Consider the following 14,213-nt stretch of genomic DNA (forward strand, 5'->3'; position numbering starts at 1 on the left):
TGGGTGGGGCGGGATGGGGCGGATCCGGGGTACCGGCACTGGATGGGCAAGAGCCACGCGGCGGACAACGAGTACGGGGCGAACGCGTGGGGCGGTGCGCCGGAGCGTCACGGCGGCCACGGCAGCGGCAGTAGCGGTCGTGACGGCAGGCGCTGCGGCGCTCGGCGCGCCGGCGGCCGGCGCGGTGACCGCCTCCCATCCGGCGAACGTCAACACTCATCCGCATGCCAACAGCCTTGTGAATCAGGCTGGTTGGCATCTCAAGGACAGCGGCAGCACGGCCCGGTTCCGGGGACTGGCCGCCGTCAGCCGCACGACGGCATGGGTCGCCGGGACCAAGGGCACCGTGCTGCGCACACACGACGGCGGGCGGCACTGGGCCGATGTTTCGCCGCCCGGCGCCGGCGCGTTGGAGTTCCGCGACATCGAGGTGCTCGACGGGCGCCGTGCGGTCGTTCTCGCGATCGGTGAGGGCGAGGCGTCGCGCGTCTTCCGCACCGACGACGCGGGTGCCACCTGGACCGAGAGCTTCCGCAACACCGACCCGCGCGCCTTCTACGATTGCCTGACGTTCTTCGACCGCCGCCACGGCATCGCGCTCGGCGACCCCGTCGACGGGAAGTACCGCATCCTGTCCACCGCTGACGGCGGCCGCAGTTGGCGCCTGCTGCCCTCGGACGGAATGCCGCCGGCCCAGCAGGGCGAGGCCGCGTTCGCCGCCAGCGGGCAGTGCCTGGTCTCCGCCGGCGGCCACGACGCCTGGATCGCGACCGGCGGCGCGGCCCGAGCCCGTGTCCTGCACTCCACCGATCGCGGCCGGACCTGGAGCGTCGCCAACACCACCGTCCCGGCGGGCGATCCGGCCCGCGGCATCTTCGCCCTCGCCTTCCGCGACCGCACCCACGGCCTCGCGGTCGGCGGCGACTTCCGCCCCGAGCAGCCCTCACCCAAGGCCGCCGCGGTCAGCCCCGACGGCGGCGCCACATGGACGGCCGCCGCCGCGCCCCCGCAGGCGTACCGCTCCGGCGCCGTCTGGCTACCGCACACCCGCCGCATCGCGCTTGCGGTGGGACCGTCCGGCAGCGATCTGACGCTCGACGGCGGCCGCACCTGGCGTGCCTTCGACAACGGCTCGTACGACACCGTCGACTGCGCGCCGGATCTGGGGTGTTGGGCCGCGGGCGAGAAGGGCCGTATCGCGCGACTGGAGCCGTGACGGGGAGGTGAAGGAGGGGGAGGCGAAGGAGGGGAGAGGGAGGAGCCGGGAGGAGCGGGGCTGCTGCGAGGCGGCTGCCTCACTCCACCGGACTGGGCGGCCGCCTACTCCACCAGACTCCCCAGACGCCCTTCCAGCACCACCAGCAACTCGCCCAGCGCAGCGGACAGTTCGTCCTGCCGCTGCTCGCCGATGCCGGCGAGCAGCGCCGCCTCGTACCGCAGCTGTTCGGGCAGCAGCTGGTCGATCGTCTCGCGGCCCTCTTCGGTGAGGGAGAGATGGGAGACGCGGCGGTCCCGGTCGTCGGGGCGGCGGGCGACCAGCCCGCGCTCCTCCAGCTGCCGTACCCGCTTGGTGACCGCCGCCCCGGAAGCGAAAGTCTCACGGGCCACCCGTCCGGGGGTCAGCTCGCGGTCCATCCGGCGGAGCGTGCCGAGGATGTCGAACTCGGGACGGGTGAGCCCGGCCCGTCGCAGCGGCGCGTCGGCCGCCTGCTGGAGCAGGGCGGAGCAGCGGTTCAGCCGCCCGATCACCGCCATCGGGCCGGTGTCCAGCCCGGGGTGTACCTGCTGCCACTGGCGCAGCACCCCCGCGACGATGTCCTCGGTCACCCGCACTCTCCTCTCGGCCGCATTGCCGTACGGCCCAATTGTGCCTGCCGCCGGGCCGGGCGGTGTGCGGGCACCTCCCATGCCCATGCCGCGAATGCGTGGGGGAGCGTCAGGCTGCCAGCGTGGGCGCCGAGAGCCGCCGGACCAGGCCGGCCAGGGCAAGGTGCCCCTCCCGCTCGGCGTGGGCGATCCGCTCCGCCGGGAGGTCCCGCTGCCACCACTCGCCGGCCGCCACCTCGACCGCCTCGCGCAGCTCGACCAGACAGCCGGCCAGCCGGTCACGGGCCCGGCCGGCCTCCTTCGCCGGGGAGGTCTGTGGCACTGGGCCGACCTCCTTCGCCTGCGAGATCCGTTGTGCCTCGACGGAATCGGGCCCCGGATCCGCCGCGAGCAGTCGGCACGCAGCGGTCGCCGCGTCCATCGCCTCCGCCACCCGCTCCAGGGCGATATCGATACGGTCGCTGGCCCGCCGGTTGGTGACCAACACGCAGCAGGCCAGACCGACCGCAGCGCCCACCACGGTGTCGATCCAGCGGTCGGCGATCAGCGCCCGCACGGGCACCCGGCCGCCGAACGAGGTCAGCAGCAACGCCATCGGCGTCACGCACACCGAACCGAGCCAGTAGTTGCGGGTGATCCATGCCTCCGCGCCGAGCTGGCAGGCCAGCGCGAGCGCGATCATCGCGAGATGCCCGGTGTGGATCAGCGGCAGCAGGGCGGTGAAGAGCAGCAGCCCGAGCAGATTGCCGAGGGTGCGTTGCAACGCGCGTTGCCAGGAGAGCGTGGTGTTGGCCTGGTAGATGGAGGCCGCGGTGACGACGGCCCAGTACGGGTGCCCGACGCCGACCGCCATCGACGCCCAGCCCGCCAGCACACACCCGGCAGCCACCCGCGCACCGATCGGCAACAGCGGCGACCCGGGCGCGAGCCGGGCCAGCACCGCCCGCAGGCCATGCGGACGGCCGGGCGTGGGCCGCCGCAGCCATGACGCCTGCCGCGGCCATTTCGCCTCGTCGGCACGGTCGGGCCGCTCCGCTGCGATGCCGGCCAGTTCGTCGGCCTGCGCCGCCGACAGTGCCACGTCGGGAAGCGGGCCCCCACGGCGCAGCCCGCGCGCCCAGGTGTCGAGCCGCTCGGCCTCCGCCGACGCGCCGTCCCCCGTCACACCTCCCAGCGTCGACTCGGCTCGTACGAGGAGGCGCTCCAGGCCGGCGCGTGCGGCGGCCTTCGCCGGGGCGCGGGCCGGGACCAGGAAGAGCGTGTGCCACGCGGCGTTCACGGCAGCCGCCGTCGCGTGCCGGGCGTGCGCCACTCCGCCCTCCCCGCCCTCCTCGGCGTGGCCCGTGATTCGGCCCGTACGCAGCAGCCCCGCGGCGGCCTCCAGCGCGCGGGCCGTCGCGATCCGCTGCGGCCCCTGCGGCCGGACCAGCGCGGGCGCCATACACACCAGCCACGCCAGCATGCCGGTACCCAGCGCCAGCGCCAGATGCCCGGGTACCTGCCCGAGACGCTGCGGAACGAAGAACGCCGACGCGGTGATGAAGGTGAAGATCAGATTCCCGGGCGGGCCGATGCGCGTCGCATCGCAGACCACCTTGTGGACCGCGGCGAGCAGCGAGGCGAACACGACGAGCAGGGCGGCCGAGCTCGTCAGGGACGCGGCGGTCAGCGCGATACCGAGGCTCGCGACCATGCCGAGCACTACCCGCGACAGCGTGCGGGCACGGGCGGCGTACGGGAGACCGTGCGCGTACAGGGCGCACATCGCCCCGGCCGACGTGTAGAGGATCAGGTCCAGCCGGCCGATGACGAGCAGCGTGACATCGGGGACGGCAAGGGCGGTGACCGCGCTGAGCGCCGGCTTGTGCCAGATGTCGACGGGGCGGCCCAGCCGGACGGTGCTCCGGAGAGGGAGCGGGCGCACGGGAAGCGGGCGGATGCGCGCTCCGGTCTTCGGTACGGCGGCTGTCGCTGTGGCCGTGGCGGTGGTCGCTCTCTTTCCGGCAGGTCTGGCGTGTTTCCCCATGCTGGAAAGGTTAGCAGGTATTTCAAATGTATTTCACTTGCGAAATTATCCGCGGGGGGTCAGGTTTGGGAGTCGGGAGTCGGGGATCGAGGCGCGCCCCCGGCCTACATCCCCTCCAGCACCCGCGCCCGGCAAGCCGACGGGCTCCCCCAGGCCCCGCGCAGCGCCCGAGCCTTGCGGATCCACAGGGACAGATCCAGCTCCTCGGTGTACCCCACCGCGCCGTGCAGCTGGAGCGCCGCGCGCGCCGCGCCGTACGCCGCCTCGCCCGCGGCCACCTTCGCCGCCGCGACGTCCGCACCCGCGCGCCCCTCCTCGCCGGCCAGCGCCACCGCCGCTCCGAACACCAGAGGCTCCGCGAATTCCAAGGCCAGCAGCGTGTCCGCCAGCCTGTGTTTCACCGCCTGGAAGGAGCCGATGGCCACCCCGAACTGCTTCCGCTGCCGCACGTACGCGACGGTCTCGGCCAGGAGCCGCCGCCCGACGCCCAGCGCCTGCGCGGCCGTAAGGAACGAGGCGACGTCGGCGGCATACGCGGCGGCGGCCCGTACCGCAGGCCCGCTCGCCAAGACCTCGCCGCCGGGCGCAGGCCGGGCGAGCCGCCGCGCCGGGTCGAGCGACGGCTGGACCTGCCCATGGCTCGCCGCCCGCAGCAGTCGGTCCTCCGCGACGACGAACGTCGCATCGGCGCTGCCCGCGTCCAGGGCATACGCATACGCATACGGCCCATGAGTTGCCGCCACGTACGACACGAGCCGAGTGCCCGTCGCGATCCCCGGCAGCCAGTCCCCGCTGAGCGCCGGATCGCCCAGCCGCCCCAGCAGGGCAGCCGAGGCGACGGTTTCGACGACCGGCCCCGGCACCGCATGACGCCCCAACTCCACAAAAGCCACGGCCAGTTCAACGGCGAGCCCCATGCCGATCCTCGGGCTGTCCTGGGGCGCGTCCCCACGCGCCGACGGGGCCGGGCCGCCATACGCGTCCGCAGCCACGCCCCCGTACTCCTCCGGCACGGGCAGCGCGAACACCCCCGCGTCCGCGAGCCGTTGCCACACCTTTCGTCCGGGGCCGGTGTCATCCGCCGCCCATGCCCGTACGGCGCCCGCGGTGTCCGCGGCGCCCAGCATCCGGTCGAGCGTCCGGCCGAACTCCCACTGCCCGTCGTCAAGAAGAAAAGTCATCGCTCACCGCCTCCCCTTCGGCAGGCCGAGCAGCCGCTCGGCGATGATGTCGCGCTGGATCTCATTGGTGCCCGCATAGATCGGACCGGCCAGCGCGAACGTCCAGCCCTCCGCCCAACTCCCGTGATCCGCCGCCTCGTTGGCATCATCGGCGAGTTCGCCTCCGGCGCCGAGGACGTCGAGCGCGGTCTCGTGCAGGGCGATGTCCAGCTCGGACCAGAAGACCTTGTTCAGGCTGGACTCGGCGCCGAGGCTGCCGCCCGCGGCGAGCCGGGCGGCATGGGCGCGGGTGAACAGGTGGTACGCGCGGGCGCCGATGACCGCGTCGGCGACCCGATCGCGCAGCGCCGTATCGGCCGTATTGGTCGTGTTGGCCGGATCGGCCGGATCGGTATGCCGACGCCACAGCTCGACGAGACGGCCGGCGGCCGCCGTGAAGCGCCCGGGGCTGCGCAGCGTGAGGCCGCGCTCATTGCCCGCGGTGCTCATCGCGACCCGCCACCCCTGGCCCGGCTCGCCGATAACGTCCTCGTCCGGGACGAAGACCTCGTCGAGGAAGAGCTCGGCGAAGGCGGGCTTGCCGTCCAGCCGCCCGATGGGCCGTACGGTCACGCCGGGCGCCCGAAGATCGAACATCACATATGTCAGCCCGCGGTGCGGCCGGTCCGCCTCCGGATCGCTGCGGAACAGGCCGAACGCGCGATCCGCGAACGCGGCCCGTGACGACCAGGTCTTCTGCCCGCTGAGCAGCCAGCCGCCCGCGGTCCGTACGGCTGTGGAGCGCAACGACGCGAGATCCGATCCGGCTTCCGGCTCGGACCAGGCTTGCGCCCAGACGACCTCGCCGTTCGCCATCGGGGGCAGTACACGGGCGAGTTGGGCGGGGGAGCCGTGCTCGAAGAGGGTCGGGGCGAGCAGGTTGATGCCGTTCTGGCCGACCCGGCCGGGAGCGTTCGCGGCGTAGTACTCCTCCTCGAAGATCAGCCAGCGTGCGAGGGACGCCCCGCGGCCGCCGTACTCCTCGGGCCAGGAGACCGCCGACCAGCGGTCCGCGGCCAGGGCGCGCTCCCACGCCCGGTGGGCGGCGAAACCCTCCTCGGTCTCCAGCGAGGGGAGGGGGTCGGCGGGTACGTGAGCGGAGAGCCAGGCGCGCGCAGAATGCCTGAACTCCTCGTCCTCCGGGGCGTGTTCGAGATCCATCGGGCTCCGCTCCCTAGGCGTTCCCTGTTCCCTAACAAGTGTTTGGTAGGTTAGCGTACGGCCATGACGACCGAGAAGCCTCCATACGTCCCCGGGCATGGGCTGCTGGCCGGCCGGACGGCCGTCGTCACCGCCGCCGCCGGCGCCGGGATCGGCGGCGCCACCGCACGCAAACTGCTGGAGGAGGGCGCGGACGTCGTCCTCTCCGACACCCACACCCGCCGGCTCAAAGAATCCGAGGACCGGCTCGCCGAGGAGTTCGGCGCCCGACGGGTCGCCGCCCTGCCCTGCGACGTCACCGACGAAGCGCAGGTCGGCGCACTCTTCGACCTGGCGGAGCAGCGGCACGGCCGGCTCGACATCGTCGTCAACAACGCCGGACTCGGCGGCACCGCCGACCTCGTCGAGATGACCGACGACCAATGGGCCACGGTCCTTGACGTCACCCTCAACGGCACCTTCCGCTGCACCCGCGCCGCGCTCCGCCGGATGAAGGCGGCACACGACGGCGAACGGCTCACGGGGCCAGGCTCAGGACGATATCCAGGCCTAGGCTCAGGGCCAGGCTCAGGCCCAGGACCAAGCCCCGGCTCCGGCCCCGGCGTCATCGTCAACAACGCCTCGGTCGTCGGCTGGCGCGCCCAGCGCGGTCAGGCGCACTACGCCGCCGCCAAGGCCGGGGTGATGGCCCTGACCCGCTGCGCCGCCGTCGAGGCCGCCGCGTACGGGGTCCGGGTGAACGCCGTCTCGCCGAGCCTGGCCATGCACCCACACCTCGCCAAGGTCACCACCGACGAGCTGCTGAGCGAACTCACCGCCCGGGAGGCGTTCGGCCGCTATGCCGAGCCCTGGGAGGTCGCCAACGTCATCGTCTTCCTCGCCAGCGACTACTCCTCGTACATGACCGGCGAGGCCGTCGCCGTCAGCAGCCAGCACGCCTGAGACCGGGGCCGGGCCGGATACGGAGCGACAATGGCCAGGTGCCAACCGCAAAGAACGCCCAGAGCGCAAAGAACGCCCAGAGCGCCAAGAACCCGAAGAGTGCCGGCAAGGTTCGCAGCAAGAAGACCGCGACCGTGAGCGCGTCCCCGGAGCGCCGCCGCGAGCTGCTGAACACCGCCGCCGAGGTGTTCGCCGCGCAGGGCTACAACGCCACGACCGTACGGAAGATCGCCGACGAGGCGGGCATGCTCGCCGGCAGCCTCTACTACCACTTCGACTCCAAGGAATCGATGGTCGACGAGATCCTCTCCACCTTCCTCACCGAGCTCTGGGACGGCTACGACGCCGTGCTCGCCGCCGGACTCGGCCCCAGGGAGACCATCGAAGCCCTGGTCACCGAGTCCTTCCGGGAGATCGACCGGCACCGCGCCGCCGTCGCCATCTACCAGAAGGAGTCCAAGCACCTCGCCGCCCAGCCCCGTTTCGGGTATCTCACCGACTCCCAGCAGAAGTTCGAGAAGGCGTGGCTGGGCACTCTGGAGCGGGGCGTGGCCGACGGGGTGTTCCGTGCCGACCTCGACATCCGGCTCACCTACCGCTTCGTCCGCGACACCGTCTGGGTCGCGGCGAGCTGGTACCGGCCGGCCGGACACCACAGCCCGGAGGAGATCGCCCGCCAGTACCTGTCGATGGTCCTGGACGGTATCGCCGTACGGGAGTGACCCCCGACTCCCGCACGGGAGTGCCCTCACCAGCCAAGGAGCCGCCGTCATGGCCGAGTCACACCAGCCGCGACAGCCACAACAGCTGAGTCAACCGCGCCAGCCGCACCAGCGGTCCCACCAGAAGCCCGACCAGCAGTCCCACCAGCAGCCCCATCAGTCGTACCAGCGCTCCGAGGCATACATCGTCGATGCGGTACGCACCCCCGTCGGCAGGCGGAACGGCGGACTCGCCGCCGTACACCCCGCCGACCTCGGCGCGCATGTCCTCAAGGCGCTGATGGACCGTACAGGCGTGGACCCGGCCGCCGTCGAGGACATCGTCCTCGGCTGCCTGGACACCGTCGGACCGCAGGCCGGCGACATCGCCCGCACCGCCTGGCTGGCGGCCGGACTGCCCGAGGAGGTGCCGGGCGTGACCGTCGACCGGCAGTGCGGCTCCTCGCAGCAGGCCGTGCACTTCGCGGCGCAGGGCGTGCTCTCCGGTACCCAGGACCTCGTCGTCGCCGGCGGCACCCAGAACATGTCGATGATCCCGATCGCCTTCGCCAGCCGGCAGGCCGCCGAGCCGCTCGGCCTCACCGACGGCCCGTTCGCCGGCAGCGAGGGCTGGCGCGCCCGCTACGGCGACCAGCCGGTGAACCAGTTCCACGGCGCCGAACTGATCGCCGAGAAATGGGGCATATCCCGCCACGACATGGAGGAGTTCGCGCTCCGCTCACACCAGCGCGCGATCCGCGCCATCGACGAGGGCCGCTTCGCGCGCGAAACGGTGCCGTACGGAGACGTCACGGTGGACGAGGGCCCGCGCCGCGACACCTCCCTGGAGAAGATGGCCGGCCTCAAACCGCTCGTCGAAGGCGGCCGGCTGACCGCCGCCGTCTCCTCCCAAGTCTCCGACGGCGCCTCGGCGATGCTCCTGGCCAGCGAGCGAGCCGTCCGCGAGCACGGACTGACCCCACGCGCCCGCATCCACCACCTCTCGGTACGCGGCGAGGACCCCATCCGTATGCTCTCCGCGCCCATTCCCGCCACCGCGCACGCACTGAAGAAGACCGGCCTCACCCTCGACGCGATCGACCTGGTCGAGATCAACGAGGCGTTCGCATCCGTCGTCCTGGCCTGGCTCAAGGAAACCGGCGCCGACCTCGACAAGGTCAACGTCAACGGCGGCGCCATCGCCCTCGGCCACCCCCTCGGCGCGACCGGCGCCAAGCTGATGACCACGCTGCTGCACGAACTGGAACGCACCGGCGGACGCTACGGCCTCCAAACCATGTGCGAGGGCGGCGGCCAGGCCAACGTCACCATCATCGAACGCCTGTAACCGGCGCTGCGACCCACAACGTGACCAGCCGACTTCCGCCGATAATCAACGCTGCCCTCGCCCTAACCACCAGTGGGAACTAATCACTCTCCGTAATCGTTGCCGAAATAGGAAGGAGGCAAGGCGGCGGCGAACAGGCACCCGGCTCCGCAGCGAAGGAGGAGAAGGAAGTAGGAGAAGTAGGAGGCGCAGTAGGTGTAGAGGGAAGCAGCAGGGCGAGGTGGCTCGCAGGGCTTACAGTCGCCCTGCCACCGCATCACCCACGCCCAGCAGCGCAGCGCCGACGAGCACCGCCGCGTACGTCAGGCGGGTTGACGCGCGCCGAGCGAGTACGGCGCCCAGCCCCGCGAGGACGATGCCCGCCGAGTAAAGGCCCGTCCAGGTGCCCACTTGGTGGCCCCGCGAAAGCCGGACGATGGCCAGAACCAGGCCCAGGAGGGTCACGAACACCGCGATCACGGTGTACGCGAGACGCTTCTGCCGGTCCTGGCGAGCGGTGTCCTCGGCGATCCCCGGTATGCCCTGCTGCTGAAAGCCTGCACGCAGCTGCTCGGCGCGGCTGTCGGGGGTGTGGCGGCTGGGGTTGTAGCTGTCTCCGTGTCCGGTCATAGGGCGGAAGCCTACGGGCCGCAGGAGAGCGAGGCTCGGGAATGCGTACACTCTCGGATCATGCCCATGCCACACACTTCCCCCGCCCCCGCGCCCGACGCGACCGTGGTGCGCACCGGCCGCCGGGGCGCGCTCCGCTCCCTGCCCATCTGCCTGATCCTGGTCGCGCTCGGCCTGGCCGGCGTGGTCGGGCTGATCATGCTGGCCACGGGCAACGCCAAGGGCGACTTCTCGGTGAAGGGGCTGCTCGGGCTCCTGATGATGCTGGCGTTCGGCGCGCTTGGGGTGCTGCTCGGCGTGCCGATCTGGCGGGGCAGGAACGCTGCGGTGATCGTGGACGGCGCCGGCCTCTGGCTCGACAACGGGCGGGCACGGCAGATCATCCCCTGGGACACACTGGCCGGGGTCGGCCTGCAGTGGAGCCAGATGGGGAAGCGGGTGAAGCAGTACTCCGTCGAGCTCTGCCCCAGCGGCCCGATCAACGACCGCGACCCGGTGCTCTGGGCCCTGGTCCGCGACGAGGAGCCGATCGCTCCCGGGCTGCCGCGGCTGCGCTACCGCCTTCCGGTGCCGACGGGCGGCGGTCAGGAGAAGGTCACGGCGGCGATCCGCCAGTACGCGCCGGCGCACCTGTGGCTGGGCGAGGCGCAGCGCGAGCCCGGCCACCTCGGCCGCCCTGACCTCAGCCGCCGCCCCGGGCGCTAACGCTCACGGGCCGCCGACCGAGGTCGGCGGCCCGCGCAGCCTGCCCTCAGCAGGGGTGGCGGTCAGCAGGGTGTGTTCTTGACGTACACCGCCCGCGGCCAGGATGCCGGCGCGTAGCGGACGTCCTTTGTGACGCCCTTGGCCAGGCGGCCGTGCGGGTCCTTGTAGTGCGGTATGGCGATGGTGAAGCACGCGGGGCGCTTGGTGCACAGATTGGTCAGCTTCACGTAGTGCTGGCGGTCCTTGTCGAAGTACTTCTGCACCTTGACGCACCGCGGTGTCCGCTCGGCGGCCGCCGCGTTGGAGGCGGTGGCCAGGGTCAGCGACGCGCCGCATGTCACCACGGTCAGCGCTATGGCCATGATCTTCCGCACGTAATCTCCCCCGTTGGAAAACTTCCCCCGCGACGGCCGATCCGACCTCCGCGCGTTCATCAGTTCTCACCCCATTATTGTGCATCCGCCCCAGGAGCAAATCAGCCCTGAGTACCACACTGCAGTCGACCCTGAGTAGCATCCCCGGCAGCACACGAGAACCCCGGTAGTAGCACCTTGGAACGATGGCGGTAGCAGCGCCCCGACCGGTCGGTTCGTGGAACAGTCCCGGCACCAGCACTACGTGGAACCGCCCCCCGGCAAGGGTCCGGTAAGGGTCCGGCAAGCGATCCGTGATCCGTTTCACGGGATGGGGGCGCAGTCAGAGGACGGTGGGGGACGTAGCGGGATCACGGGACCGGACTCCAGCCAGTCCGTCCAGCGTCTCGTACGCCTCGCTCATGATCCGCTCCACCAGTTGTGCGCACGAGGGCAGGTCCTCGATCAGCCCGGCGATCTGGCCGGCGGCCATCACCCCCAGATCCGTCCGCCCCTCGACCATCGCGGCCCGCAGCATCATCGGCGTATTGGCCGCGAGCAGAACCTGACTCCAGGTCAGCTCCTTGCCGTGCTTCATCGCCAGCCCATCGCGCACCATCTGGGACCACCGCATCCCGGACCGTTTGCGGAACGCCGCGGCGTGTCGGACGGCCCGCAGTAAAGCGGCCGAACGCCCGCTCTTCTCAAGGGAGTTGACGAGATCCGTACGCAGCATCCGGTGCGGCAGTCCGTCCACCTTCGTCGTGACCGTGATGTCCTTGACCGACGCCGCCAGATAGCGCTCCTTGACCGCGTCGGGGACGGTGCTGTCGGACGTGAGCAGAAACCGCGTACCCATCGCCACCCCCGACGCGCCGAAGGCGAGCGCGGCGACCAGCCCCCGCCCGTCACGAAAGCCGCCGGCCGCGATGACGGGAATCCCGACCGCGTCCACGACCTGGGGCAGCAGCACACTCGTCGCCACTTCGCCGGTGTGCCCGCCCCCCTCGCCCCCCTGGACGAGCACCGCGTCGGCACCCCAGGCCGCCACCTTCTCGGCGTGCCGGCGCGCCCCGACCGACGGGATGACGACCACCCCCGCGTCCTTGAGCCGCGCTATCAGTTCTCGGGAGGGGGCCAACGCGAAGGAGGCCACCTTCACCCCCTCCTCGATGATCACCCGCACCCGCTCCCCGGCGTCACCGGCATCCGCGCGCAGATTGACCCCGAACGGCGCGTCCGTACGGGAGCCGACCTCGCGCACGGCCGCCCGCAGCTCGGGCACGGTCATCGTGGCGGACGCCAGGATTCCCAGCGCCCCGGCATTCGCGGTGGCGGAGACCAGCCGCGGCCCGGCCACCCACCCCATGCCGGTCTGCACGATCGGGTGCCGTACGCCGACGAGATCGGTGAGGGCGGTCCGTAGGGGCGGCGGGTCCGGCGGGGTGGTGCGGGTGGCTGGTGCGGCGGGTGGTCCCTCGTTGTCGCGGGGCGGCCCCTCGTTGTCGCGGCGATCGTCGGTCGTCACGTACGTACCTCGCGATCGCGCAGCCCGCGGGGGTCGATCACCTCGCGGATCAGTCGCAGCTCCGCTGCCGTCGGCGCCCGGGTCTCCGGCACCTCCGGAGGCACCACCAGCTCGAAGCCGGTGGCCTCCCGTACCTGCTCGACGCTCACACCGGGATGCAGCGAACGGATCCGCATCGAGTGGTCGGGGGTCGAGAAGTCGAACACGCCCAGATCGCTGATGACTTCGGGAATGTGGTGGTAGCGGGTCGCTGAGGGGCCGGCCGCCTCGGCCCGGTCGTAACCGACGCCGCAGACCATGTCGACCCGCTCGACGAAGGTCCGTCGAGAATGCCGTGGAATCCAGTAACTCGTCGGATTGTTGAGGGTGTTGATGGGCGCGCCCCGCACGCCGAGCAGCTGGCGGGCCGGCCGGGACCACTCGCCGACGCAGGAGATGTTCTGGTTGCCGAAACGATCGATCTGACTCGCGCCCATCATGACGTGCCGGCGCCCGGTGGCCACCAGCGCCAGATGCTGGCGGTACGGCAACCAGCCCTCGGTCACCTCGGACCGTGCGCCGACCGCGGGGACGTCGCCCATCAGCAGCGCCTCCCCGTCGGTGAGCAGGAGATCGGGCGAGAACGTCAGCCGGGCCAGCCGCGCACCGATCGACGGCACCGTGCCCATCGGGCTGGCGAGCACCTCGCCGGCGCCCCGCCACGCCTCGGCGCAGGCCAGCACGCAGTACTCGGCCCGCGTGGTGGGGGCCGGGGGAGTGGGCTGGTTGGACGTGCTGGGAGGGGGTGAGGGGACGGTACGGTTGGTCGGAGTGGAGTTCATGCGGTTTCTCCCTCCCTTTCGTGAAAGGCCGACACCGCGGACTGGTACTCCCGCTCGTCCCCAGCCAGGAATCGCTTGACGAACACGGCCCACTCCTCCGGATCCGCCGCCGCCGTCGCATACGCCTTCTGGAACGCCTCGTCCCGCCCGTAATCCGGTTCGCAGGCGGTGAAGTGCGCACCGTTCGGCGCCGCCACGACCCCGGTCACGAACGGCCGCTTGACGAGCATCGTCTGCGGCCCGCGCCAGGGGTCCTTGGAGCTTCGGTCGTCCGTGGAACCTCGGTCGTCCGCGGAACGTCGGGGCCCCTTGGAATTCCCCGAGCCCTTGGCATCCCCGGTGCTCTCGGTGCGCCCGGAACCCCCGTACACCAACTCCTCGCTCTCCACGATCCGTTCGCAGGACACATACGCGGCGTCCGCGGCCTCGCAGAACAGATCGTCGAAGTACGGATCGGGGCCCAGGTACTGGCCGTTGCCCTGCGCGTCCGCGCGATGCAGATGCACCAGCGCGGCGTCCAGACGCAGTGCGGGGACGGCGACCAGCTCCTCCCCGTCCTCGTACGGTGAAGTGACCGTCCTCAGCTGGGGGTTGACCCGCAGTACGTCGGAGCCGAGTCCGGCACGGACCGGCATGAACGGCAGCCGCTGGCCGGCCGCGGTCAGCCCCCACATGAACATGGCCTCGTCCAGTTCCGTCAGCTCGATGGTGCCGTTCTGGCGGGCGGTGCGGAAGTGCGGTTCGAGGGGAATCGAATCGAGGGTGGCGAAGGGTGCGACCAGGCGCCGGATCTTGCCCGCGGCGGCCAGCAGTCCGACATCGGGTCCGCCGTACGCGACCACCGTCAGATCGGTCAGATCGGACCGCAACAGGGCCCGTACCAGCGCCATCGGCTTACGGCGCGAACCCCAGCCGCCGATCCCGATCGTCATCCCGCTCGACAAACGCCCTATGGCCTCGTCGGCGCTCATG

General features: G+C 71.6%; 14 protein-coding genes. 5 read left to right on the plus strand and 9 right to left on the minus strand.

The genetic code is table 11. The annotated features are described in order from the left end of the window. Positions 1-13 precede the first annotated feature (13 nt). A complete protein-coding gene (locus FCH28_RS04970; protein WP_425471881.1) occupies positions 14-1,216 on the plus strand; it encodes a WD40/YVTN/BNR-like repeat-containing protein in 1,203 nt (400 codons plus the stop codon). A 104-nt stretch (positions 1,217-1,320) separates the two neighbouring features. On the opposite strand, the gene FCH28_RS04975 is transcribed toward FCH28_RS04970, so the two are convergent. The 4 genes from FCH28_RS04975 to FCH28_RS04990 form a co-directional block, all read right to left on the minus strand. Then, the gene (locus tag FCH28_RS04975) at positions 1,321-1,827 is read right to left on the minus strand and encodes a MarR family winged helix-turn-helix transcriptional regulator (RefSeq protein ID WP_136738487.1); all 507 of its coding nucleotides are present in this window, start codon (positions 1,825-1,827) and stop codon (positions 1,321-1,323) included. A gap of 109 nt (positions 1,828-1,936) precedes the next feature. Further along, entirely contained in the window at positions 1,937-3,853 is a 1,917-nt protein-coding gene (locus FCH28_RS04980; protein ID WP_136738488.1) for an FUSC family protein, read from the minus strand. A gap of 104 nt (positions 3,854-3,957) precedes the next feature. Continuing rightward, on the minus strand, positions 3,958-5,034 hold the full coding sequence (locus FCH28_RS04985) for an acyl-CoA dehydrogenase family protein (protein ID WP_136738489.1): 1,077 nt from the start codon (positions 5,032-5,034) through the stop codon (positions 3,958-3,960). A gap of 3 nt (positions 5,035-5,037) precedes the next feature. Next, positions 5,038-6,234, minus strand: a complete 1,197-nt coding sequence (locus FCH28_RS04990) for an acyl-CoA dehydrogenase family protein (protein ID WP_136738490.1) — start codon at positions 6,232-6,234, stop codon at positions 5,038-5,040. 63 nt (positions 6,235-6,297) lie between these two features. Between FCH28_RS04990 and FCH28_RS04995 the strand changes: the two genes are divergently transcribed. The 3 genes from FCH28_RS04995 (at position 6,298) to FCH28_RS05005 (ending at position 9,225) form a co-directional block, all read left to right on the plus strand. Continuing rightward, positions 6,298-7,176, plus strand: a complete 879-nt coding sequence (locus tag FCH28_RS04995; protein WP_136738491.1) for an SDR family oxidoreductase — start codon at positions 6,298-6,300, stop codon at positions 7,174-7,176. A gap of 134 nt (positions 7,177-7,310) precedes the next feature. After that, positions 7,311-7,898, plus strand: a complete 588-nt coding sequence (locus FCH28_RS05000) for a TetR/AcrR family transcriptional regulator (protein WP_136739096.1) — start codon at positions 7,311-7,313, stop codon at positions 7,896-7,898. A gap of 49 nt (positions 7,899-7,947) precedes the next feature. Then, positions 7,948-9,225: an acetyl-CoA C-acetyltransferase gene (locus FCH28_RS05005; RefSeq protein ID WP_246102415.1), complete on the plus strand. Its 1,278-nt coding sequence runs from the start codon at positions 7,948-7,950 to the stop codon at positions 9,223-9,225. A gap of 234 nt (positions 9,226-9,459) precedes the next feature. On the opposite strand, the gene FCH28_RS05010 is transcribed toward FCH28_RS05005, so the two are convergent. Next, on the minus strand, positions 9,460-9,834 hold the full coding sequence (locus tag FCH28_RS05010) for a hypothetical protein (protein ID WP_136738492.1): 375 nt from the start codon (positions 9,832-9,834) through the stop codon (positions 9,460-9,462). Between the two features lie 66 nt (positions 9,835-9,900). On the opposite strand from FCH28_RS05010, the gene FCH28_RS05015 reads away from it, so the two are divergent. Next, positions 9,901-10,539 carry a hypothetical protein gene (locus tag FCH28_RS05015; protein ID WP_246102417.1) on the plus strand — a complete coding sequence of 213 codons (639 nt, stop codon included), beginning with the start codon at positions 9,901-9,903 and terminating at the stop codon, positions 10,537-10,539. Between the two features lie 62 nt (positions 10,540-10,601). Here the strand turns inward: FCH28_RS05015 and FCH28_RS05020 are convergent, their stop codons facing one another. The 4 genes from FCH28_RS05020 to FCH28_RS38970 all read right to left on the minus strand — a co-directional run bounded on the left by FCH28_RS05020 (position 10,602) and on the right by FCH28_RS38970 (position 14,212). After that, positions 10,602-10,913 (minus strand): hypothetical protein, encoded by a 312-nt coding sequence (locus tag FCH28_RS05020; RefSeq protein WP_136738494.1) that lies wholly within the window; start codon positions 10,911-10,913, stop codon positions 10,602-10,604. A gap of 322 nt (positions 10,914-11,235) precedes the next feature. Continuing rightward, complete coding sequence (locus tag FCH28_RS05025) at positions 11,236-12,420, minus strand: NAD(P)H-dependent flavin oxidoreductase (protein WP_136738495.1); 1,185 nt, start codon at positions 12,418-12,420, stop codon at positions 11,236-11,238. Continuing rightward, complete coding sequence (locus FCH28_RS05030; RefSeq protein ID WP_246102419.1) at positions 12,417-13,241, minus strand: CoA-transferase subunit beta; 825 nt, start codon at positions 13,239-13,241, stop codon at positions 12,417-12,419. The genes FCH28_RS05025 and FCH28_RS05030 overlap by 4 nt, the downstream gene beginning before the upstream one ends. After that, positions 13,238-14,212, minus strand: coding sequence for a CoA transferase subunit A (locus FCH28_RS38970; RefSeq protein WP_246102539.1), 975 nt, complete (start codon positions 14,210-14,212; stop codon positions 13,238-13,240). The genes FCH28_RS05030 and FCH28_RS38970 overlap by 4 nt, the downstream gene beginning before the upstream one ends. Between the last annotated feature and the right edge of the window lies 1 nt (position 14,213).

It is taken from the genome of Streptomyces piniterrae, from assembly GCF_005048155.1.
Taxonomy (GTDB): Bacteria; Actinomycetota; Actinomycetes; order Streptomycetales; family Streptomycetaceae; genus Streptomyces; species Streptomyces piniterrae.

Excerpts from the sequence above, each read along its gene's own strand:
- FCH28_RS04970 (WP_425471881.1), top strand. The coding sequence starts at position 14 with ATGGGGCGGATCCGGGGTACCGGCACTGGATGGGCAAGAGCCACGCGG.
- FCH28_RS04980 (WP_136738488.1), bottom strand. The coding sequence starts at position 3,853 with ATGGGGAAACACGCCAGACCTGCCGGAAAGAGAGCGACCACCGCCACG.
- FCH28_RS04985 (WP_136738489.1), bottom strand. The coding sequence starts at position 5,034 with ATGACTTTTCTTCTTGACGACGGGCAGTGGGAGTTCGGCCGGACGCTC.
- FCH28_RS04990 (WP_136738490.1), bottom strand. The coding sequence starts at position 6,234 with ATGGATCTCGAACACGCCCCGGAGGACGAGGAGTTCAGGCATTCTGCG.
- FCH28_RS04995 (WP_136738491.1), top strand. The coding sequence starts at position 6,298 with ATGACGACCGAGAAGCCTCCATACGTCCCCGGGCATGGGCTGCTGGCC.
- FCH28_RS05005 (WP_246102415.1), top strand. The coding sequence starts at position 7,948 with ATGGCCGAGTCACACCAGCCGCGACAGCCACAACAGCTGAGTCAACCG.
- FCH28_RS05010 (WP_136738492.1), bottom strand. The coding sequence starts at position 9,834 with ATGACCGGACACGGAGACAGCTACAACCCCAGCCGCCACACCCCCGAC.
- FCH28_RS05015 (WP_246102417.1), top strand. The coding sequence starts at position 9,901 with ATGCCACACACTTCCCCCGCCCCCGCGCCCGACGCGACCGTGGTGCGC.
- FCH28_RS05030 (WP_246102419.1), bottom strand. The coding sequence starts at position 13,241 with ATGAACTCCACTCCGACCAACCGTACCGTCCCCTCACCCCCTCCCAGC.
- FCH28_RS38970 (WP_246102539.1), bottom strand. The coding sequence starts at position 14,212 with ATGAGCGCCGACGAGGCCATAGGGCGTTTGTCGAGCGGGATGACGATC.